The 20,593-nt window shown below is 58.0% G+C and carries 18 protein-coding genes and 1 tRNA gene; 6 read left to right on the top strand and 13 right to left on the bottom strand.

The genetic code is table 11. From position 1 onward, the window contains the following. The first annotated feature begins 93 nt into the window (after positions 1–93). Both FJQ55_RS12175 and FJQ55_RS12170 read left to right on the top strand, forming a co-directional pair. Positions 94–705 (top strand): hypothetical protein, encoded by a 612-nt coding sequence (locus FJQ55_RS12175; RefSeq protein ID WP_140828241.1) that lies wholly within the window; start codon positions 94–96, stop codon positions 703–705. Then, positions 702–1,604 carry a Kiwa anti-phage protein KwaB-like domain-containing protein gene (locus FJQ55_RS12170; protein WP_140828239.1) on the top strand — a complete coding sequence of 301 codons (903 nt, stop codon included), beginning with the start codon at positions 702–704 and terminating at the stop codon, positions 1,602–1,604. Before FJQ55_RS12175 ends, FJQ55_RS12170 begins: the two co-directional genes overlap by 4 nt. 157 nt (positions 1,605–1,761) lie before the next feature. Here the strand turns inward: FJQ55_RS12170 and FJQ55_RS12165 are convergent, their stop codons facing one another. The 4 genes from FJQ55_RS12165 to FJQ55_RS12150 all read right to left on the bottom strand — a co-directional run bounded on the left by FJQ55_RS12165 (position 1,762) and on the right by FJQ55_RS12150 (position 4,511). Continuing rightward, positions 1,762–3,582: a protein rep gene (locus FJQ55_RS12165; RefSeq protein ID WP_140828238.1), complete on the bottom strand. Its 1,821-nt coding sequence runs from the start codon at positions 3,580–3,582 to the stop codon at positions 1,762–1,764. Between the two features lie 140 nt (positions 3,583–3,722). Next, entirely contained in the window at positions 3,723–4,016 is a 294-nt protein-coding gene (locus FJQ55_RS12160; protein ID WP_140828237.1) for a hypothetical protein, read from the bottom strand. Further along, positions 4,016–4,198, bottom strand: a complete 183-nt coding sequence (locus tag FJQ55_RS12155; RefSeq protein ID WP_140828235.1) for a hypothetical protein — start codon at positions 4,196–4,198, stop codon at positions 4,016–4,018. Before FJQ55_RS12155 ends, FJQ55_RS12160 begins: the two co-directional genes overlap by 1 nt. Further along, entirely contained in the window at positions 4,191–4,511 is a 321-nt protein-coding gene (locus FJQ55_RS12150) for a hypothetical protein (protein WP_140828234.1), read from the bottom strand. The genes FJQ55_RS12155 and FJQ55_RS12150 overlap by 8 nt, the downstream gene beginning before the upstream one ends. A 979-nt stretch (positions 4,512–5,490) precedes the next feature. On the opposite strand from FJQ55_RS12150, the gene FJQ55_RS12145 reads away from it, so the two are divergent. Next, positions 5,491–5,727 (top strand): hypothetical protein, encoded by a 237-nt coding sequence (locus FJQ55_RS12145; RefSeq protein WP_140828233.1) that lies wholly within the window; start codon positions 5,491–5,493, stop codon positions 5,725–5,727. A gap of 64 nt (positions 5,728–5,791) precedes the next feature. Next, positions 5,792–6,193: a hypothetical protein gene (locus FJQ55_RS12140; RefSeq protein ID WP_140828231.1), complete on the top strand. Its 402-nt coding sequence runs from the start codon at positions 5,792–5,794 to the stop codon at positions 6,191–6,193. 72 nt (positions 6,194–6,265) lie between these two features. On the opposite strand, the gene FJQ55_RS12135 is transcribed toward FJQ55_RS12140, so the two are convergent. Beyond that, a complete protein-coding gene (locus FJQ55_RS12135) occupies positions 6,266–7,951 on the bottom strand; it encodes a site-specific integrase (RefSeq protein WP_140828230.1) in 1,686 nt (561 codons plus the stop codon). Positions 7,952–8,060: 109 nt separating this feature from the next. Further along, positions 8,061–8,136, bottom strand: a tRNA-Ile gene (locus tag FJQ55_RS12130). Between the two features lie 190 nt (positions 8,137–8,326). Between FJQ55_RS12130 and FJQ55_RS12125 the strand changes: the two genes are divergently transcribed. Then, complete coding sequence (locus tag FJQ55_RS12125) at positions 8,327–9,070, top strand: SIMPL domain-containing protein (protein WP_140828228.1); 744 nt, start codon at positions 8,327–8,329, stop codon at positions 9,068–9,070. A 75-nt stretch (positions 9,071–9,145) separates the two neighbouring features. On the opposite strand, the gene FJQ55_RS12120 is transcribed toward FJQ55_RS12125, so the two are convergent. Then, positions 9,146–10,402: an AGE family epimerase/isomerase gene (locus tag FJQ55_RS12120; RefSeq protein ID WP_140828227.1), complete on the bottom strand. Its 1,257-nt coding sequence runs from the start codon at positions 10,400–10,402 to the stop codon at positions 9,146–9,148. 158 nt (positions 10,403–10,560) lie between these two features. On the opposite strand from FJQ55_RS12120, the gene metH reads away from it, so the two are divergent. Continuing rightward, positions 10,561–14,316: a methionine synthase gene (metH, locus tag FJQ55_RS12115; RefSeq protein ID WP_140828226.1), complete on the top strand. Its 3,756-nt coding sequence runs from the start codon at positions 10,561–10,563 to the stop codon at positions 14,314–14,316. A gap of 179 nt (positions 14,317–14,495) precedes the next feature. Here the strand turns inward: metH and FJQ55_RS12110 are convergent, their stop codons facing one another. The 6 genes from FJQ55_RS12110 to FJQ55_RS12085 form a co-directional block, all read right to left on the bottom strand. After that, a complete protein-coding gene (locus FJQ55_RS12110) occupies positions 14,496–15,365 on the bottom strand; it encodes a protein phosphatase 2C domain-containing protein (RefSeq protein WP_140828224.1) in 870 nt (289 codons plus the stop codon). A gap of 74 nt (positions 15,366–15,439) precedes the next feature. Next, the gene (locus tag FJQ55_RS12105; protein WP_140828223.1) at positions 15,440–16,585 is read right to left on the bottom strand and encodes an ABC transporter substrate-binding protein; all 1,146 of its coding nucleotides are present in this window, start codon (positions 16,583–16,585) and stop codon (positions 15,440–15,442) included. Positions 16,586–16,686: 101 nt separating this feature from the next. Continuing rightward, the gene (locus tag FJQ55_RS12100; RefSeq protein ID WP_140828222.1) at positions 16,687–17,730 is read right to left on the bottom strand and encodes a zinc-dependent alcohol dehydrogenase family protein; all 1,044 of its coding nucleotides are present in this window, start codon (positions 17,728–17,730) and stop codon (positions 16,687–16,689) included. A gap of 51 nt (positions 17,731–17,781) precedes the next feature. Then, complete coding sequence (locus FJQ55_RS12095) at positions 17,782–18,834, bottom strand: ABC transporter ATP-binding protein (RefSeq protein WP_140828220.1); 1,053 nt, start codon at positions 18,832–18,834, stop codon at positions 17,782–17,784. Positions 18,835–18,846: 12 nt separating this feature from the next. Then, complete coding sequence (locus tag FJQ55_RS12090; RefSeq protein ID WP_140828218.1) at positions 18,847–19,629, bottom strand: ABC transporter permease; 783 nt, start codon at positions 19,627–19,629, stop codon at positions 18,847–18,849. Beyond that, positions 19,626–20,516 carry an ABC transporter permease gene (locus FJQ55_RS12085; protein WP_140828216.1) on the bottom strand — a complete coding sequence of 297 codons (891 nt, stop codon included), beginning with the start codon at positions 20,514–20,516 and terminating at the stop codon, positions 19,626–19,628. Before FJQ55_RS12085 ends, FJQ55_RS12090 begins: the two co-directional genes overlap by 4 nt. Between the last annotated feature and the right edge of the window lie 77 nt (positions 20,517–20,593).

Below are 20,593 nucleotides of genomic sequence, written 5' to 3'. Positions count from 1 at the left end.
ATCGCGGCGTTGCTTGCAAGAAACCACGTTGAGCGAAGGCGGGACTTGAAGATAGCTAGAAGTTGTGCAACTGGTCGATAGGGAGGATAGGCAATGCAGTTGAGGCTATGGGCGGCAATCGTTATCTTTGCTGGTTCCTACTTCCCGCTATCATTGATCTTGTTGGCGCAGGATTTTGAATACAAGTACCTATCACAAGAGTTCTGCGTAGAAATTTTTACCCAACCCGGACGTTGTACCCTCCCGTTTTCGAATCCGAAGATATCACTTTCGATATTTGTCTTTTGCCTTTTAAGTTTGCTTGCAACTTTATTGATATTTCGTCTGACGAAAGCAAAGAGAAAAATAGAAGTCATAAAAGCTAAATACGTACCAACGGAGTTGATGAATTATACGCTGCCTTATGTCGTTTCTTTTATGGGGGTTGGATACTCAGAGCAAAGTAAATTCGTTGGAATGATTGTTTTCCTATTTTGGATTTTCTGGATTACCTACAAATCCGGTCAATTGATAATGAATCCAATTTTGATAGTTCTCGACTGGAGATTGTACGATGTGACGTTCAAGCATGATGGGGAAAGCTTGGAGCACGATTGTCTTGTTTTAGCTGACAGCGAACTAAATGCTGGGGACGAAGTCCGGTACGGTGCGATTCAAGATGTCATGGTCGTGCGAAAGGAAAGGCGGAAAGGGGGGGATTCATGACGGAACTCGCGAACCTCAAAGCGTTCAATGTTGAGGAAGCCGATTTAACACTTTGGACGTTCAAAGGTACGATTCCAGCAGTCAATGGCCATTGGATCGAGACGACAGACGACCTCGATCAAGAGCTAAAACGTGTTTTTCTGTCTCAGCTCCAAGGGTTTTCAGAGGAGCAAGATTATAGTCTTCTTGCCCAGAACAACGAAGAAAGTGTCCTGACGCTTCCTTCGGACGAGACCGATGTGCATGTGATCGCTGAGGCGATTGGCCAGGTTACCAATGGACGCAAGACACGCTCAGTGAAAACACTGCGCAACGCCAAATTCTATGTTGTTAGATTTGTTCGAAATGGGCAGGTGGTATTCGCCGCGCGAAGAACCGATCCATCGTGGAGAACCAAAGCAGCCACCAGCGTTTTAACGGCTATCTACAAAGATCGGGAGCTTGATCTTGCCGAAGACGACGGATTCAAAATCCACAGAACATTTGATTTCTTTTGCATCAACGGCGAGTTGCTTGTTTCTGACAAACGAAACTTTGAAACAATATTGAACTATCGAGCTGCTCATGAGAATGATTTTGCTGAAATGCAGGCGGAGACAGAGTTTGCCGAGGTCTTTTCTGACTTGGCACCGTTGAGCGAGTTCGTCGGTACAAATCGGCTTCAACTGCGCCGCATGTCTGCGATCCGTTCGAAATCGTTCTATAAAGATGCGGCGTTCATGAGTAATCTGCGGCTTCGGTTCGCGGAGTATGAGCTTAACATTGTCTTCGATGCTGACGGGAAGATCGTCCCGACGCCGGAGACATGTCGAGACATTTTAACGGCTCTCCTCGATCATCGGTTACGTTCAGGGTTTTCCGGGAACACATACGACGTTCCTGATGCGGTCCAAGTTTGAGTCCAGGGGTAGCAAAGCTGTAGTGACCGACTAACGCATTCTTCGAAGGCGTCGGCCATTCCATGGAGGGACCTTCAGCCGGACCTTGCCGGGGGGCCTCCTCCGAGGGACGACTTCATCGAGAGCCTTCCGGCAGACCCCTCTATATCCGGGGAGGCTACGCCGCGAGTGCTTGCCAGATTTCCGCAAACGGCGGAAACACACATGGCAACCCTTTCGGACGCCCCTTGTCATCCGGTGCGCCCATCGAATCGGCTTTGGCCCGGTGCGCATCGAGCACTGCCTGCACCGCCCGTCCTTTGCTGCCGCGAAACTGTAGCACCGCTACTTGTTCAATCTCGCTGATCAGTTCGCCCAGCGTTGGCTCGTGGAACTTAGGCGGCAGCATCACGGGATGCGACGGCAACGGCTCCCGCTGTATCTGCTCGAAGTCCCGTTCCATTTGCTGTGTTTCCGGAGACTTGACCGGCTCCTCCTCAGTCTCGCCAAGGAAACGCCGTACCATCCCGTCAATCTCTGGCCAGGGCTGGCAATGCCCAACTGCTCGTAACACATCAGGCGCATAGCCCATCCGCAGCACCCGATGCCAACGCTTCGTTTCCAGACTGCCGACAACGATAGTGCCGTTGTCCTCGTCATCGGGCTCCCCTTCGCCTTCCTTTCCATCTGCATCTGGCTGAATGCCGAGTTTGTCGGCCAGGGCCTTTGTGATGATGCAGGACCTTGTTCCGGGCATAACGCTTGCATATTCGGCAAACCGTGCTGCAGCGATCTTGTCGCCACGTCCAGCACGCGCTGCCAAGTCCCATGGGGTCATGCCGCCGATCCGCCGATTTTTTGTGCGGGTCTTCGTCGCTCCAGCGGCGGCGACTTCCCATGCCCCGGACCCCTTAGCAATATAGTCGGCGAGGTCTTCACGACGCCAAACAACCTGCACGTCCTGGGCTTCGCGAAGAGCGGTAGGTTCGTCTTTTTCCCCATAGTACCGGCGCTGGACGTTACCGCCTTCGCGTTGGATATACGCCAAATACCGATTGATGATCCATTCACCAGCGGCTTTCGCACGCTCTTCGGCGGTCGACACGCCGTCGTCCTTCTCGATCATCGGTATAGCCAGGTGAAGATGGAAATGCCATCCCGCCTTTAGACTCCACGTCACCTCCGGGCCAACCAATACACCCTGGATATCGTGACGCTTGACAGCCAAAGCCCAAGGCTTGCCCTGCCGCACCTTTGTACAAGCGTTGGTCACGAGTTTTTTCAAATCCTTCAGCTCGTCCTCTGGACCGTGCCGAACCGTCAAGGTGATGAAAACGACTTGCCCGCCTTTCCTCTCCGTTGCGTCGAAAACCCGCTGGACGCTCTCAGCCCGTTTAGCAGCGCAGCGGGGCGCGCAAGTCGGGCAAAGCCAAGGGCTGTCGCAATAAAAGACGCCCCGAATGCCCGGTCTGCCATCCTGGTTGTAGAAAGTTACAAACGGGGCTTCCGATCCGTCTTCGCAACGCTTCGCCGTGCCACATTTGCAGACCCCCGGAGTTTTTCCTCCTGCTGGCGTTGCGGCACGGAGGACATTGGCGACGGTGTGTTTCAGTCTCCACCTCTGGATTTGTCGACTGTCGTTAGATGTCCTTGGTTCGGTCTCTTCCTTTTGCGGAGTCACCACGCCGTCACCTGAAGGTGTCAACGTAGCGTCTCCTTTATCGAGACGGGCCTTTTCGGCCCGGTTCTGCGCGGCCTGCGGCCTTGCCTTGGCGGCCTCTAGATTCTTGGAAACGACAGCACGAACAGCCCGTTCACCGTCGGAGAACGATTTAATTTCAGGTGCAGGTGGGAGATCGTCGAATAGCCTTGAAATGGCGCGGTCATTTGACCTGCGGCGACCGGAAGCTTCTGGCTTCCGATTAATGTCAACATTTCTTTTTTGAAAATCGTCTGTCTGTCGTTCTGGGGCTGGGCTATTTGCCAGCCCGGCGCTCACCTAATCGTCAATTGGAGCTTTACAATAAACATTTCTTTGTTCATCTTTATTAAACAATGATCGAAAACACCGCTGAGGGTTCCAGCCCTGTGACGCGGTGTTTTTTTATGGTCAGAGGAAAAACTTTCGGCGTCAATCGATCAAACGCCAAGAGTGTCATCGACCGCCACGGCCTTGAACGCCGGGTGAACTCCATGGTCGAAGACCGCGAGACGTTGCCATCTGTCGAGCATCTTCCAGATAGCCTCGTCGCTCCAGTTTGCGTTCCAGACCCTGGCCCCGACAATGAAGGCAACCGCCATATGGATAGTGGATGAGCATTGAAGATCATGGATCGGCGTGCCACGCGCCACAGCGGCTACGCACTGCCCAATCTCCAAATATACGCTGTCGTGACGGATAGATCGGTCATCCTTTGAAAGCTGTCTGAACATCAATCCAAATCCTTTTCACGCAGCAGCCCCATAAGTTCATCCATAGTGATGGTCTCGTCAGGGGAGCTATCGAGCTTTTCGCCGACAGCCGCCCAAAATTCGGGCGGCTGATCTTTCACCAACGCAGCCAGTCGTTCCGTACGGTGGCGCTCAAGTAGTTTGAGGAAATCCAGCTCAGCCATTCAGAACAGTCCCATCGGAGAGAACCACAGTGAGGCGTCCCTCTTTTCGCAGCTCCTCGGTAAGGCGTCTGTCTTCAGCCTCTTCCTTGGCGAGCCATCTGGCATATTTGGATTTCGGTCTATGATGAACGACGGCCTTCTTTTGGACCTCATCCAACATCTCCCAGGCTTGTCGATCAGAGAACTCGACGTTGGTGAGGCACTTGCCAACAATCAAACCGACAGCGACGCGGACGGTGGTCGAGCCCTTTATTTGCTCAAGTGGTGTACCGGTCGCGATTTCCTCGACCTTCGTAGCAATCTGGTGAAACATGGTCTTCCTTTCCAAATTTTGGCAAAGCTTCGCCCCTTCCCGTTGAGACGGGAAGCAGAGTTGCTGATGATAGTTGAAAGCGAGAGCGCACGAATGCGCTCCCTGACTCTGCGTTTGCAGAGAAAGGCCACTGTCGATGACAGAAGCGGGACATCCCTGCTGACGCAGGGAATAAGAGCCGCCTATACGGCGGAAAAACACGACCGGTTCAGGGCCGCATGTACTTTCAGAGCCACCTGCACGGCGGTGAAAGTCCGTTCGTTCAAATCCACGCCAAGTTTGGACCCAGGCGATAGGAAAGACCGATCAAGCTGAATAAAAGTCCGAGAACTTTAATTCCAATCCCCCTAGGGGTGACAAAAAACCCTGATCGGCTTTCCTGCAAACAAAGGTAGGTGAAGAGCGAAAATAGCGCAAGAGGCGGATTAAAAAAGCCAATGAAAACAAAGCAAAGTGCAAAATGCAAGTTGCATTTTGCTTTCTGTTATTCCGTTGACAAACAACCGTTTTCAGAAAATTTTCCTCGAAATCAGGTCTCGAAACCTGCCTCAAAAAAAATTTGCTGACGTACCTCGCGGGGGCTTTGCCCCCTGTCGCGGCCTGCGGCCTTGCCCGCCTCCACCCTCATTGCCGGGGGGCTAGTCCGGAGCAGGGCATTGCGGGCTTTGCCCTCCTTGTCCTGCTCTGGTTGCGGTAGGATTTGTCGCTCCGGTCAGTCAAGGGTTCGCTACGCACCGTCCTCGCCATGCTCGGCCTTGCGGCCTGTGCGTGGCTCTGGGCGGCCCCTTGACAACCCTCCCGCTCCGTTCGGCACCCGAAACCAAGGCAGGCAGTCGCTCCGCAAAAGTCGTTAGAATCCAACCAACTCCGTTAATCAACGCTATCCCAAAGCCGACATCAAATCCGCCCGGAGGATTCTCAAGAATCCCGATTTCTGTTATATTTTCCCAATAAATTCAAACAGAAAGCGGAGATTTCAATGCGCCACAAGATCACCAAAATCCGAGGTCTGACGGTTAACGTCGAGATTGTCGAGGTGTCGCAATCGGACAAAAACGGCGGAATTCTCTGCTACGTCGCAGCGATCTATATCCAACCTCATGGAAGCGCGAAAAAGACGTTGGTTCGCAAATCCCGCCTACCCGGCGCGGCAGAAGCAGTGAGGGCAGAAATTAGGAAAGATGGCCTGCAAGCGTTTCATCGGTTGATGGCTTGAGGTGTTTACAGCCGAGCCGCCCACACTCAAAATTTATGCATCACTTTAGCCGCAGGCAAATCCCATGGCAGAACCGAGAGGTTTATTTATCACGACAAAATTTCGGGGCTACAATCTCGGCATAGATATTGATCTTGCCTCCCGTTTGGTTTCCGCAAATCCAAAGGAAGACTTTTGGACCTCCCAGTTCAAGTGGCACGGGCCAGTCAGAACGCGCTCCGAAGTCTTGGGGCTTGATGTCAGTTCACCTGACGGTCCAATTTCAGAACATTCACTTTGGAGTTTTGCTTGGGATATATCCGAGGATTTAGGGGAAACCGAAGACAACGTCGAGAATATTTATAAAGAAATGATGGATATGTTCCGAAAATTACCCGACCCGGACAATCGTAAACGCAGTTTGCTCGATAGAATAATCGAATTGGAATATCAACTCGAAGACTCTCGGAATTCCACGCAAAGTTAAATTTTCGAATCCATGCCAAATGACGGCGGTACATTTCATGGCTTCATTGAGCGCGAAAAGGTGGCTTCGCAATTACTCTGCCAGACGCCGCCATTCGATGAATGGTGAGAAGTCCACGCCGCGCGGTGCAGGAATAGACATTATCTTCTGAATCTCTTCCGGCAGGAGCGTTTTAAACCCATACTTAGCTCCGACCGTTGAAGCAGCATGTCCGCATTGCTTGTCTGCAAGGCCATCGCCGACATTTATTCGGAACCATGATTTTGCGTTGTGTCTCAACGAATGGAAAACTTGACGCTGAGACTCGTGGATGTCGAGCGCACCCATCCAATTCGACATTTGCTTCTGAGCCGCGTCAGCGGGGTCTCGCGCAGTATGATAATGGGGAAAGATATATCCCCCACGCCCTCGTTGCTTTTTGGCGAAATCGATAAACCCACATTCTTGAAGCAGAGGGTGGATTGCGACAATTCGCACAGAAGTACGAGTCTTAAGCGGTCGATCAACTTTCTTGCCATCTATGATCAATGGCAGTCGCAGGTCGAACACCTCATTCCCTTCGATGGTGACAATGTCCGACGATTGAAGATAGACAATTTCGGAAAGACGCATGCCCGTCAGAAGACCGACGAGCGGCAACCAAGCCTTATGCGGTTTTTTCATTATCCTGGCACTGACACTGTCCGCCAACCATGTGTTCAACGAAAGTGGCGGCAGGCCTTCCCGATTAATGGCAGGTGTGGCGGCGGCGGGCATAGTGACGTTAAATGATCGGATGTCACGAATTCCGGTAACACCAGCCGTTGCCTTCTCCCAGATGAGTTTGATCTGCGCGACATGCTCTTTAACAGTCGTCTGAGACAAGCTGTTTATGCGGTCCTTTTCAGGCAACTTGTCATTCTTTTCGACCATCTGCTTCAGATTCAGACCGGCGAAGATTGGGTGCTTCGTCCGATTTTTGGGAACTTTTGCCATAACCGTCGCAAAGTCCTGAAGGTGTATAGGCAAATAGAAACTGAGTGGATGATCGCCGACGACGTTCAGGAACGCCGAGAACGTGTTTTCAAGTCGCTCCTCGTAGCGAACTCTATCTTTATCACCATTGTCCAGTGCTTCCTTTCGAGCATCGAGCACTACACGGCCTGCGACGCTGAACTTGGTGGATGCTGTCACCGTTCGCGCATCCCTATATTCGGTGGGTTGAGGTTCAGGAGGCTGAACCTGCTGCTCACGCTGAACTTGAGGCAACTGGACTGGCGCGCCCAAAGAACCGAGAGTCCGCACCACGGATTGAAAGGTTTCCCGTTCCGACTCCCAGGCAATCGAGTCCTTGGAAAGGGCATCAGCGATGGCTTCGAGCCTCTTTCGAAAATCGGCTATTCCCGCTTTTTCGACGGCAATCCGCTGAGCTTTTTCTCGTAAAGTGCGGGCGTCGCTTTCGGCCCCCTCAGCTTCAAGTTCGTCCGCTTCCTGACGTGCTCTTACGACAAGAGCGCCGAGAGGAAAGTTCTTGTGCTTCAGGGCTTGCAACTCAGCATTCAGAGCACGCAGGCTGTGAACGAGGGTTTCTCTGGTCATAGTCGGATCGTCCATCAATTGCATGGCCGCACCCGAAAGAATAATTGCTCTTTTCCGTGCCGCAGCGGCAGGAAGTGGCCCCAAATTCACGCGGATGGGTGATTTCCCAAATCGAGATTCGACGCTAACGGGAATTCTTTGCTGATAAGTGAATCCATTTTCGCGTTTCCATAAATACACTTCAAGCCTCTCATTCTGGCTCGAAATGTGTACGCAGCGGTGTAATTTGCCGTGTACGGTGGAAAAATGCCTTGAAAATTCTCGTTTTAAATCAATGGTTTGCAGAGATTGGTGGGCCCGGAGGGACTCGAACCCCCAACCAAGCGGTTATGAGCCGCCGGCTCTAACCATTGAGCTACAGGCCCAGCCCGGCGCAGCGCCGTCGGGCGGGTAATGGTCACCCCGCTCCGGTCACGGGCTCTAACGCAATTTCCGGTATGCGACAAGCCTCTGCCGTAATCGCTTCACAATCCATCGTCATCACTTCTGGCGGAAGGGCATTCTGCCGGATGGGACGACATGGTCCACCGGCTTCGAGGGACAAAGGAATACTTCATGCTGAAATTCACACGCGGCCTCGTCATCGCCACGGCGCTTTCCGGTTCGGTTCTCTCTGCCGGTTTCGTGGGGCCGGTGTTTGCCGCCGAGGCGGAGCGTCGCGAGGCGACAATCATGGTGTCGGGCGAAGGCGAGGCGACGGTCGCGCCCGATATGGCGGTCATTTCGCTCTCCGTCGTGCGCGACTCCGATACGGCTGCAGAGGCATTGTCTGCCAACAGTGCTGCCATGGCCGAGGTGCTGGCCGACCTCAAGGGCCAAGGAATTGCCGACAAGGATCTGCAGACCACCGACTTCTCCATCCAGCCCAAATATCGGCAGGAAAACAAGCCGGACGGAACCTTCGAGGCGCCCGTCATCATCGGCTATACCGTCAGTAACGGGTTGACGGTGCGGGTGCGGGATCTGTCCAAGCTCGGTGCGATCATCGACCGGTCGGTGAAGCTCGGCGTCAATCAGGGTGGCGGCATCAGCTTCACCAATGACGATCCGGAAGCGACCGTCGAGGCGGCGCGCAAGCAGGCGGTGGAAAAGGCCGCTGCAAAGGCCAAGACGCTGACGGAGGCAGCCGGCGTGAAGCTCGGACGGATCGTGGAGATCTCCGAGAATTTCGCGCGCCCGATGCCGCAGATGTATGCGGCCGCCCCGATGGCGAAGGTGGCGGATGAGTCAGTGCCGATCGCGTCCGGCGAAAATCTCTATACGGTCACCGTCAACATCACTTACGCCATAGAGCAGTGAACGCTCAGCGTTCTCATGAAAAAGAGGAAGGGCCGGTTTTCCGGCCCTTTCTGCGTTTGCTGGGCTTGTTGATGTTCAGACGTCGAGCGGGTGCTCCGCGATCATCTTGGTCAGGCTGCCCTCTGCCGGGAACAGCGGGATGAGGCAGGCCTGGAGCGCGTGGTAGATGTCGCCCTTGCCGGGGAATAGGCTGTGCGAAGGTTTGCCGTCTTCGGTCAGTTCCTCGAACCAGCCGCCGTGCTCCCGGTCGAGATTGTTGCCCGCGATATAATTCCAGATCTTGCGGTAGCTTTCTTCGTGGAAGTCGCTTTCCTGGTGCTGGTTGAGGAAATGGGCAGCGGCGGCGCCTTCGCAGAGCGGCCACCAGAGTTTCGCGCGCTTGTCGGGGGCATTTGCCCAGTCGAGCGTGTAGAAGAAGCCGCCCTTGTCCTTGTCCCAGCCGAGCGCCATGGATTGGAAGAAGAGGCCGCGCGCGGCTTCCGGCATCCAGTCGTGTGTCTTGCCGCCGAGGACCCAGAGCTGCAGGATCAGGCGGGCCCATTCGAGCCAGTGGCCAGGCGTCGTGCCTGCCGGGCGGAACATTTCGTTCGGATGGTAATAACTGCGGTCGACCATCCAGTTTTCATCGAAATGTTCAGCGACACGGAAGGCTTCTTCGCGGGCGCGGCGGTTGATGATGATGTCGGCGATGCGCTCGGCCTTGGTAAGGTAATGGCGTTCGCCGGTTGCCTCGAAAGCGGCCATGAGGCTTTCGGTCAGGTGCATGTTGGAATTCTGGCCGCGATAGCCGGGGACCGGCTGCCAATCGGCAGAGAATTCCTCGGCGATCGCGCCGTGGCTTTCTTCCCAGAATTTCTTCTCGATCACCTCTGTGATGTCGGCGAGCATGGCGTCTGCCAGCGGATGGCCGACGCATTGGGCCGAGGAGGCTGCCAGAAGGACGAAGGCATGGCCGTAGCCCTGCTTGCTGTCATCTGCAGCGCCGGTGTCGTTTGCCTGCCAGAAATAGCCGCCGTTCTTTTCATCGCGGTGGCGCTGCCAGAGATAGCGCATGCCGTGGTCGACGATGTCGGCAGAACCGGGGCGGCCGAGCAGATGGCCGATGGCATAACAATGGACCATGCGGGCGCTGGCGTGGATGCCGCGGGCGGGATTGTCGGTCGAAAGCGGCTTGCCGTCGCGCGACAGGTCGTAGAAGCCGCCCTTCGGGTTGAGCGCGGGACCTTGGAAGAAATCGAACAGGCCGTCGGCCTGTGCCAGCAGCCATTTGCGATGATAGGGGCGGGTGCTCCAGGGGCTCAATGGCGATTTCTGTGATTGATTTTCCGACATTTCTTCCTCCCTGGCTGCATCGTTGCAGCTTCTATAGCCGATCGGCCTCCTCGCTGCCACCGCCTGTCTACGGTGACGCACAGATGGATCGCATGTTGACATAAAGATGTCTTTATGTGATTTGGCGAATGTCGCAGACACAATAGGAGACTTCGCAGATGCTCGATTCACTGTTCGGCCGTAACGGTGCTGCCCGGGACGGAGCGGAGATCTTAAAGGCGCTGCAACAGGCGGCGCGCGAACGCATCCTGATCCTCGACGGCGCGATGGGCACCGAAATCCAGGGGCTCGGCCTTACCGAAGAGGATTTCCGCGGCGAGCGCTTCCTCGGCTGCGCCTGCCATCAGCAGGGCAATAACGACCTTCTGATCCTCACCCAGCCCAACGCCATCGAGGACATCCATTTCCGCTATGCGATGGCGGGTGCCGACATTCTCGAAACCAACACCTTTTCGTCGACCCGCATCGCTCAGGCCGACTACGAGATGGAAGGGGCGGTCTATGACCTCAACCGTCATGGCGCCGAACTCGTGCGCCGGGCGGCCTGGCGGGCTGAGCGCGAGGACGGCAAGCGCCGTTTCGTCGCCGGTGCCATCGGGCCGACCAACCGAACGGCCTCCATCTCGCCTGACGTCAACAATCCGGGCTACCGCGCCGTCTCCTTCGACGACCTGCGCATTGCCTATGGCGAGCAGATCGACGGCTTGATCGATGGTGGCGCCGATCTCATCCTGATTGAGACGATCTTCGATACGCTGAATGCCAAAGCGGCGATTTTTGCCTGCGAAGAGCGTTTTCTCGCCAAGGGCATTCGCCTGCCAGTGATGATCTCTGGCACGATTACCGATCTTTCCGGCCGCACGTTGTCGGGCCAGACGCCGACGGCCTTCTGGAATTCCGTGCGCCATGCCAAGCCGTTCGCGGTGGGCCTCAACTGCGCGCTCGGGGCAGACGCCATGCGGCCGCATCTGCAGGAATTGTCCGGCGTCGCGGATACCTTCATCTCTGCCTATCCGAATGCCGGCCTGCCGAACGAATTCGGCCGCTATGACCAGAGTCCGGAAGAGATGGCGGAACTCGTTGCAGGCTTTGCCGAAGAGGGCATCGTCAATGTGGTCGGTGGCTGCTGTGGCTCTACGCCTGCGCATATCGCCGCCATTGCCGAGGCCGTGAAGGGCAGGGCGCCGCGTGCGCCTGTCGAGCATCGACCCTTCATGTCGTTGTCGGGGCTCGAGCCGTTCGAACTCACCAAGGACATTCCCTTCGTCAATGTCGGCGAACGCACCAATGTCACCGGCTCGGCCAAGTTCCGCAAGCTTATCACGGCGGGCGACTATACGGCAGCGCTCGCCGTCGCTTGCGATCAGGTGGAGAACGGCGCGCAGATCATCGACATCAACATGGACGAGGGCCTGATCGATTCCGAAAAGGCCATGGTGGAGTTCCTCAACCTGATTGCCGCGGAGCCCAACATCGCCAAGGTGCCGGTCATGATCGACTCGTCGAAGTTTCCGATCATCGAAGCTGGCCTCAAATGCGTGCAGGGCAAGGCCGTGGTGAACTCGATCTCGCTGAAGGAAGGCGAGGAGAATTTCATCGCGCAGGCGAAGCTCATCCGCAATTACGGTGCCGCGGTCGTCGTCATGGCCTTTGACGAGAAGGGTCAGGCGGATACCTATGAGCGGAAGGTGGAGATCTGCCGCCGCGCCTATCGCATCCTGACGGAAGAGGCAGGCTTTGCGCCTGAGGACATCATCTTCGATCCCAATATCTTTGCGGTCGCAACCGGGATCGAGGAACACGACAATTACGGCGTCGACTTCATTGAGGCGACGCGGACGATAAGGCAGGAAATGCCGCTGGTGCATGTTTCGGGCGGTGTCTCGAACCTCTCCTTCTCCTTCCGCGGTAATGAGCCGGTGCGCGAAGCCATGCATGCGGTCTTCCTCTACCACGCCATCCAGGCGGGCATGGACATGGGCATCGTCAATGCCGGCCAGCTGGCGGTCTATGAGAGCATCGATCCGGATCTGCGCGAGGCCTGCGAAGATGTGGTGCTGAACCGTCGCAAGGACGGCACCGAGCGGCTGCTGGAGATCGCCGAGCGTTATCGCGGCACCGGTGAGGCCAAGACCCGGACGCAGGACATGAGCTGGCGCGAATGGCCGGTCGAAAAGCGGCTCGAACATGCGCTGGTCAATGGCATTACCGAATTCATCGATGTTGATACGGAAGAGGCGCGGCAACAGGCCGAGCGTCCGCTGCATGTCATCGAAGGGCCGCTGATGGCCGGGATGAATGTCGTCGGCGACCTCTTTGGGGCGGGAAAAATGTTCTTGCCGCAGGTGGTCAAATCGGCGCGCGTGATGAAGCAGGCCGTGGCCGTGCTGCTGCCCTATATGGAAGAGGAAAAGCGGCTGAACGGTGGAACCGGCGAGCGTCAGGCGGCGGGCAAGGTGCTGATGGCGACGGTGAAGGGCGATGTGCACGACATCGGCAAGAACATCGTCGGCGTCGTTCTCGCCTGCAACAATTACGAGATCATCGATCTCGGTGTCATGGTGCCGGCCACCAAGATCCTGGAAGTGGCGAAAGCGGAGAATGTCGATGTGATCGGCCTGTCCGGGCTGATCACGCCGTCGCTCGACGAAATGGTGCATGTGGCCGCCGAGATGCAGCGGCAGGGCTTCAACATTCCGCTGCTCATCGGTGGTGCGACGACGAGCCGGGTGCATACCGCCGTGAAGATCCATCCGCAATACAAGGCGGGGCAGGCGGTCTATGTCACCGATGCCAGCCGTGCTGTCGGCGTCGTTTCCTCGCTGCTGGCAGAAGACGGCAACGACGCTTATGTCGAGGGCATCAGGGGCGAATATGCCAAGGTGGCAGAAGCGCATGCGCGCGCCGAGGCCGAGAAGCAGCGCCAGTCGCTGGCATCTGCCCGGGAGAATGCCGCCAAGCTGGACTGGAGCGCCTACAAGCCGACGAAGCCTGCTTTCACCGGTACCAAGGTCTTCGAGCAATATGATCTGGCCGAGCTTGCCCGCTATATCGACTGGACGCCCTTCTTCCAGACCTGGGAGCTGAAGGGGCGTTTCCCGGCTATTCTGGAAGACGAGAAGCAGGGCGAGGCGGCCCGGCAGCTCTATGCCGACGCCCAGGCGATGCTCGAGAAGATCATCGCGGAGAGCTGGTTCCGTCCGCGTGCCGTGATCGGCTTCTGGCCGGCCAATGCCGTGGGTGACGATATCCGGCTGTTCAAGGACGATAGCCGCCGGGAAGAACTCGCGACCTTCTTCACGCTGCGCCAGCAGATCGCCAAGCGCGAAGGGAGGGCGAATGTGGCGCTCAGCGATTTCGTCGCGCCGCTGGAGACCGGCGTTCCGGATTATGTCGGCGGCTTCGTGGTAACAGCGGGTATCGAAGAGGTGGCGATTGCCGAGCGCTTCGAGCGGGCGAATGATGATTATTCCTCGATCCTGGTGAAGGCGCTGGCCGACCGTTTTGCCGAGGCTTTTGCCGAGCGCATGCATGAGCGGGTGCGCCGCGAATTCTGGGGCTATGCGCCGGATGAGGCCTTGACGCCCGAAGAGCTGATCTCGGAAACCTATGGCGGTATCCGCCCTGCGCCCGGCTATCCGGCGCAGCCCGACCATACGGAGAAGGTGACGCTGTTCTCGCTGCTCGACGCGACCAAGGCGACCGGGGTGACGCTGACGGAGAGCTATGCCATGTGGCCGGGTTCGTCCGTGTCAGGCCTCTATATCGGCCATCCCGAAAGCTACTATTTCGGCGTTGCCAAGGTCGAGCGAGATCAGGTCGAGGACTATGCCACCCGCAAGGGTATGGAGGTGCGTGAAGTCGAGCGCTGGCTAGGGCCGGTGTTGAACTATGTGCCTAAGGCGGCAGAGTAACCGGTTAATGGGTGCTTTTGCCCCTCATCCCCTGCCCGGACCTTCTCCCCGTTTACGGGGAGAAGGTGCCCCGAAGGGGCGGATGAGGGGCCAACAAAACGCTCACCCTCTGCGTAAACTCCTTCACAAACCGATTCCGAATTCGGCAGTAAGTTATTGAGGCAGATTCCTAATTGCCTTTACGCCTCCAGCCTGAGCAGAATCGCCGTTGCATCGTCGCTCTGCTTGTAGCGGGGGAATTTCAGTCCATCCGGATCGAGTTCTCGCTCGTAGTGGCGAAGCTCCGTGACCAGTGATCTCAGCCCCGCGGTCGCGGCCCGCTGGATCAGCGTGGCGGGATCGTACAGCTTGTAAAGCGCGACCAGGTCAGCCACGCCGTCCGAGCAGAGGATGGCGGTCGCACCGCCGCCATGGACGGGTACGTCGATGATGGCCAGGTGATCGGCGGCCTCGGGCACGATGCCGAATGTCCAGGTCGTGCCCTCGGGTGTGTTCTGGCGGGCGCGGCCGCGACGCAGGTCCTCCAGCGTTTCCGGATCGTCATTGGCGACGCCGGCCGAACCGATGCCGCCGAGGCGGGCGATGTGTTTGGCAGCCTGCTGTTGTTCCCATTCATAGGCACCAGGAATGGGGATGACGAAATCGGACTGGCCGTCGTCATGCAGAATGTACATACAGCTGTCGCCGAGGCCGAACCAACGGAAACCCGATGGCGTTGCCTGCAGTCCGGTCAGGCTGCAGAGCGGCCAGGCGTAACGGGGTTGATCGCCAGCTGTCGCCGTAAAGACCGCGTGGGCCTCCTCGGAAATTTGCCGGAGCACTGTCGCCGGGGCAGAAATGGCATCCAGGCGCTCAGCAAGGCGGATGGTCCCAAACTCGGCGATCCAGGCGGCATCGGATCCAAAACCCTCCATGAACTGCCGCTCGCCGAGCCCCGTCGCGCCATCCAGCACGAAAGCGGAATGGGAGTTGTAGCCGAGCCTGTCTTCGTTGGCGCGGCCCTGTTTTCCTGGGTCGGAGATCGTGTCGATGATGGAAATGCGGGGCATGGGGCATCCGTCAGTTGGCATGGCGAGGCGCGCTCGGGCTGCCTCTTAATGGCTGTCACGGGAAGTCTCTGGCGTCAGCCGCCGGCACTGCGGAACCGGTTCATGATGTCGGCGCGAATGGGGTCGGTCAGCACCTGGGCAATGCCGAATTCGAGCGGCGTGAGACTTGCCTCGTCCGGCTGGGTAATGTGATTGGTAAGGACTTCCTCCGGCAGATAGGCCTTGACCCTGCTATCGACGATGGTTCCGCCATTGCACAGGTGCTCCTGCGCTGCCGTTTTCGGATCCATCAAATGGTTGATCAGCGCGTGGGCGCCGCGAGGGTTCTGGGCTTGGGAGGGAATGGCGAAGAAGTCGGTCCAGATCTCACCTCCGTCCGAGCCGAGATTGAACCCGATATCGCCTCCCTCGGCCATCTGATAGGCGTCGTTGCTCCAGCACATGGTGAGCCAGGCTTCGCCCGCGCGCATTGCCGGCTGATAATCGCTGTCGATCGAATGCAGATGCGGTTTCACCTGCATCAGCAGAGCTTCCGCAGCTGCCAGTTCGGTGGGATCGCAGGAATTGAAGCCATGGCCGAGCGCAACCAGCGCATTGCCAATGGCCGTAAGCTGATAGTCGTGGACGATGGTGCGCCCCGAGGCTTCGTTCATCGCCACGTCGAAGAAGTCGCGCCAACTGGAGAGCGGGTATAGCTGTCTTCTGTTGTAGGCCATGCCGGTGGTTCCGGCATTCTTTGGAACCGCGTAGCTGGCGCCATTGATGATGGAGGGCGACAGGTGGCGCTGCAGATGCGTCGCCGGGTTGAAGTTCGGAATGAGCGCGAGATCCAGCGGCTGCAGCATGCCGCGCTCGACATAAGGGGCTATGGCATATTGGGTTGGGACGATGATGTCCCAGCCTCGTCCAAGCTCCAGCGCCCGCATCATCCCCTCGTTCGATCCGATGATGGAGATCGCGACTTCGACGCCGTACGTGTTGGTGAAGTCTTCAAAGGTTTGCGGGTCGTGATAATTTGGCCAGGTCGCAAGCGTGACCTTGCGGCCCAGTCCCGTCGCTTCGGCTGCGGCAGTAAAGGTTGAGCCGGCGCCTAAGAACGCTGTCGCTGCCGCAATCCCCGTGACCGAAAGAAAGTGGCGACGCGTCACCGAGCCTTTCTTCAACCGCGTGAATTCTTTCAAGAAGTCTTGGCGATCGATCTCGGCGGGCTTGTTCGCCATGGTCCTGAAACCCCGTACACTGCACAATGGGGTCATCTCACCACAAAGGCGTTAACGGGATTTCTCCGCAGTCACCGCAAAAATCGCAGCCAAGCCGATCTTCAGATCATCCGATCGATGATGCTGATGCCGCTTTCGGCGAAGCGATCCATTTCAGTAAGGGCGGGCGCGGCCTCCGTCAGGGTCAGGCGCCTGCCGATCAGGCGGGCAGGATCCAGGCTGCTCGATAGGATCATCTGCATCATCGCGTCATAGCGCCAGGATTGCATGCCGTGGCTGCCGTAGATCTCCAGTTCCTGGGAAATCACGCGGGCCATGGGAATGGCGGGTGTCGAATGCTCTCCGAGCATCAGCCCGACCTGCACATGGCGGCCGCGCCGGCGCAGATTGGTGATGGAATTGCAGCAGGTCTGGGGATGCCCAAGTGCGTCGACCGAGACATGCGCGCCGCCGCCAGTTATGTCACGCACGGCCTCGACGGTGTCCTGCACCGCCCGGCTGTTGATGACGGTGCTCGCGCCGAGCTCTCTTGCCAGAGCCAGTTTGTCCTCGGCGATGTCGATCGCCACGACATTGGCTCCGAGCGCCTTGCCGATCATGATCGCGGAGAGACCGACGCCGCCGCAGCCATGGACGGCCAGCCATTCGCCGCCCTTCAATCGACCCTGATCGACGACGGCGCGGAAGGAGGTGGCAAAGCGGCAGCCGAGACCGGCGGCGGTCTCGTAGGCGATTTGTTCGGGCAGGTGGACGAGGTTCTGGTCGGCGTAATCGATCGCGACATATTCGGCGAACGAGCCCCAATGGGTAAAGCCGGGCTGGAACTGTTCTTCGCAAACCTGCTGGTTGCCGGAGCGGCACTCGTGGCAATGGCCGCAGCCGGAGACAAAGGGAACAGTCACGCGTTCGCCAACCTTGAAGCGCTTCACTTCGCGGCCGACGGCTGCGATCGTGCCGGCGAATTCGTGGCCGGGCACATGCGGCAGATTGATGTCGGGGTCGTGCCCCATCCAGCCGTGCCAGTCGCTTCGGCAAAGCCCTGTCGCCTTGACCGCGATCACGACGCCACCGGGCGTCGGTGTCGGGTCGGGCAAGGTCCGAATCTCGGGCATCGCGCCAAAGGTTTCGTAGTACATGGCGCGCATGGGTCTCTCCTTGGTCTGGGCTCTGCTTCGATGGCCGGTTTGCTTATGTCCTCATTCGGCGAGCAGGATCAAGGCAGTGGGGTCGATCTTGACGCCGACTGTCGCACCGACGGTCGGCGGAGTGCTGCCGGGATCGTTGAATGTGTCGAAGGAGACCGGCTTACCGCCGACATCCACGCGGGTGCGGATCACCGAACCGAGGAACTGGCTCGATGTCACCGTGCCGGCGATGGTGGCCTCTGCCGGATCGGCCAAAGAGCCCGCTTCCGGGCGCATGGCGAGCTGTATGGCAGCGCCGTTGGCAGCGGGGATCTGCTCGTTGATCTTCAGCGTCTTGTCTCCCACCCGGACGAGGCCCGCTCCCTGATCGGCGACCACGGCGTCGAGCACGTTCAGCGTTCCGACGAAGGAAGCAACAAAGCGGGTGGTGGGTCGGTTGTAGATTTCAAAAGGCGTGCCGATCTGATCGGCCTTGCCGGCATTCATCACGACGATGCGGTCGGAGATCGACAGCGCCTCTTCCTGGTCGTGCGTCACAAAGACGGTGGTGATGCCGAGCTTCTGCTGGATCTGGCGGATTTCTTCGCGCAACGAGACGCGGATCTTGGCGTCGAGGGCCGAGAGCGGCTCGTCGAGGAGGAGAACCTGGGGCTTCGGGGCAAGCGCGCGGGCGAGCGCCACGCGCTGCTGCTGGCCGCCGGAGAGCTGGTAGGGGTAGCGTTCGGCGAGATGCTCCAGATGGATGAGCGCGAGCATTTCCTTGACCCGGGTGTCGATGTCGGCCTTGGGCATGCCCGCGATCTTGAGGCCGAAGGCGACGTTGTCGGCGACGTTCATGTTGGGAAACAGCGCATAGGCCTGGAAGACCATGCCGATATTGCGCTGGTTCGGCTTCAGGCTCGTCTGGTCCTTGCCGGCGATCTCGATGGTCCCGGCCGACGGTGTCTCGAAGCCGGCGATCATCCGCAGCACGGTGGTCTTGCCGCAGCCCGAGGGGCCGAGAAAGGAGATGAATTCGCCCTTGTCGATCGCCATGTTGAAATCATGCACGACCTTGGTCGGGCCAAAGGACTTCTGCAGGTGGGTGAGTTTCAGAAAGGTCATGAAAAGAAGTCCTCAAGCCTGGCGCGGGGCTGTTTTCTGGAGGCGGGAAACGAGCTGGATCAGACCGAGGCAGCCCCAGGTGATGCCGAAGGCGATGACGGCGAGTGCGGCCGGCTCATAGGCGCGGTTGGCGCCCAGCAGCTGCATGTAGGGGCCAAAGGCCGGCTTGTTCAAAAGAGCGGCCATGGTGAATTCGCCGATGACGATGGCGAAGGTCAGGAAGGCCCCGGAGAGCACCGCGACCAGCACATTCGGCAGGATGATGCGCGAAATGATGGTGAACCAGCCGGCGCCGAGGCTTTGAGCGGCTTCCGTCAGCGTGCCGATGTCGATGGTGCGAAGGCCGGTGTCGACCGCGCGGTACATGTAGGGAAGGGCGAGCGTCGCATAGCCGAACATCAGCAGCATATCGGTGCCGAGGGCCGAGCCCGTGAGCGGCAGCCAGCTCGAGGTATTGTAGAGGCGGATATAGCCGAAGACGATAACGATGGCAGGAATAACCAGCGGCAGCAGGGTGACAAATTCGATATAGGGGCGCAGCCGGGGCAGTTTGAGGCGGACCCAGTATGCGGTCGGAACGACGAGCAGGATGCCGAAGACGATGGTCAGAAGCGCCATGGTCACCGAATAGGTGAAGGTTTCCTGGAAACGCGAGTCTGCAAACACCTTCGCATAGGCGTCGAAGGAATATTCGCCGCGGCGCATCTTGAGCGAAAAATTGGTCATGCCGACGAGCGGCAGGAAGAAGTAGAGGAGGCCGAAGATCAGAGCCCCCCAGGCCCAGAGCCGCTTCATTTCAACCACCTTTCGCTGCGGGCGCGCAGCCAGATATAAAGAGCATTTGCAATGCCGGTGACGACGATCATGCCGAAGGCCAGCGCATAACCGAGATGCGGATTGCCGAGAACGTCGCCGCGAATCTGGGCGAAGAGCAGGATCGGCACGATGTTCAGGGATGAGCCGGTGAGGGCGATCGCGGTGGCGACGGCGCCGAAGGCATTCGCGAAGAGAAGCGCGATCGTGCCGAGGATCGACGGCAGCAGGATCGGGAAGGCGACCAGACGCCAGTATTGCAGATTGGTGGCGCCGAGGATCGATGCAGCTTCGCGCCATTCGCGCTTCAGACCATCCAACGCCGGCGTGATGATCAGGATCATCAGGGGGATCTGAAAGAACAGATAGGTGACCGTCAGGCCCCAGAAGGACAGGATGTTGAAGCCGAGAGCCCGCAGGTCAATGCCAAGCTGGGTCTTCAGAAAAATGGTGAGGATGCCCAGCGGGCCCAGGGTTGCCAGAAAGGCAAAGGCAAGGGGGACACCGGCGAAGTTGGAGGCGACTCCCGAAAAGGTCAGAAGCGGTCCGCGCACCCATTGCGGCAGACCGCCGAGCACGACGGCTGCGGCGACGGCAAAGCCGATCATGCAGCCGAGGATAGCGGAAGCAAGGCTGATCTTGATGGAGATCCAGTAGGCCGACAGGATCGATGCGGTGAACAGGCTGCCGATGTTCTCGAAGGTGAATGTGCCGTCCGGTGTCTGGAAGGCGCCGATGACGATCTTCATCGTCGGCATGATGAGGAACAGGATCGTGAAAGCGGCGAAGGGGACGACCCCCAACCAGTGCAATGGGAGCCGAAATGGCTGTCGCTCGGACGCCCCCGCACTTACCTCATTTGAAGACATGTCTCTTGCCCCTCGTCCGCGTGTGCCGCAGAACCTATTGAATGCAAATGCCGCCCCGGTCGCAAGACCGGGACGGC

It is taken from the genome of Rhizobium glycinendophyticum (genome assembly GCF_006443685.1).
Classification (GTDB): Bacteria; Pseudomonadota; Alphaproteobacteria; order Rhizobiales; family Rhizobiaceae; genus Allorhizobium; species Allorhizobium glycinendophyticum.
This window is presented reverse-complemented; position numbering and strand designations above follow the sequence as displayed.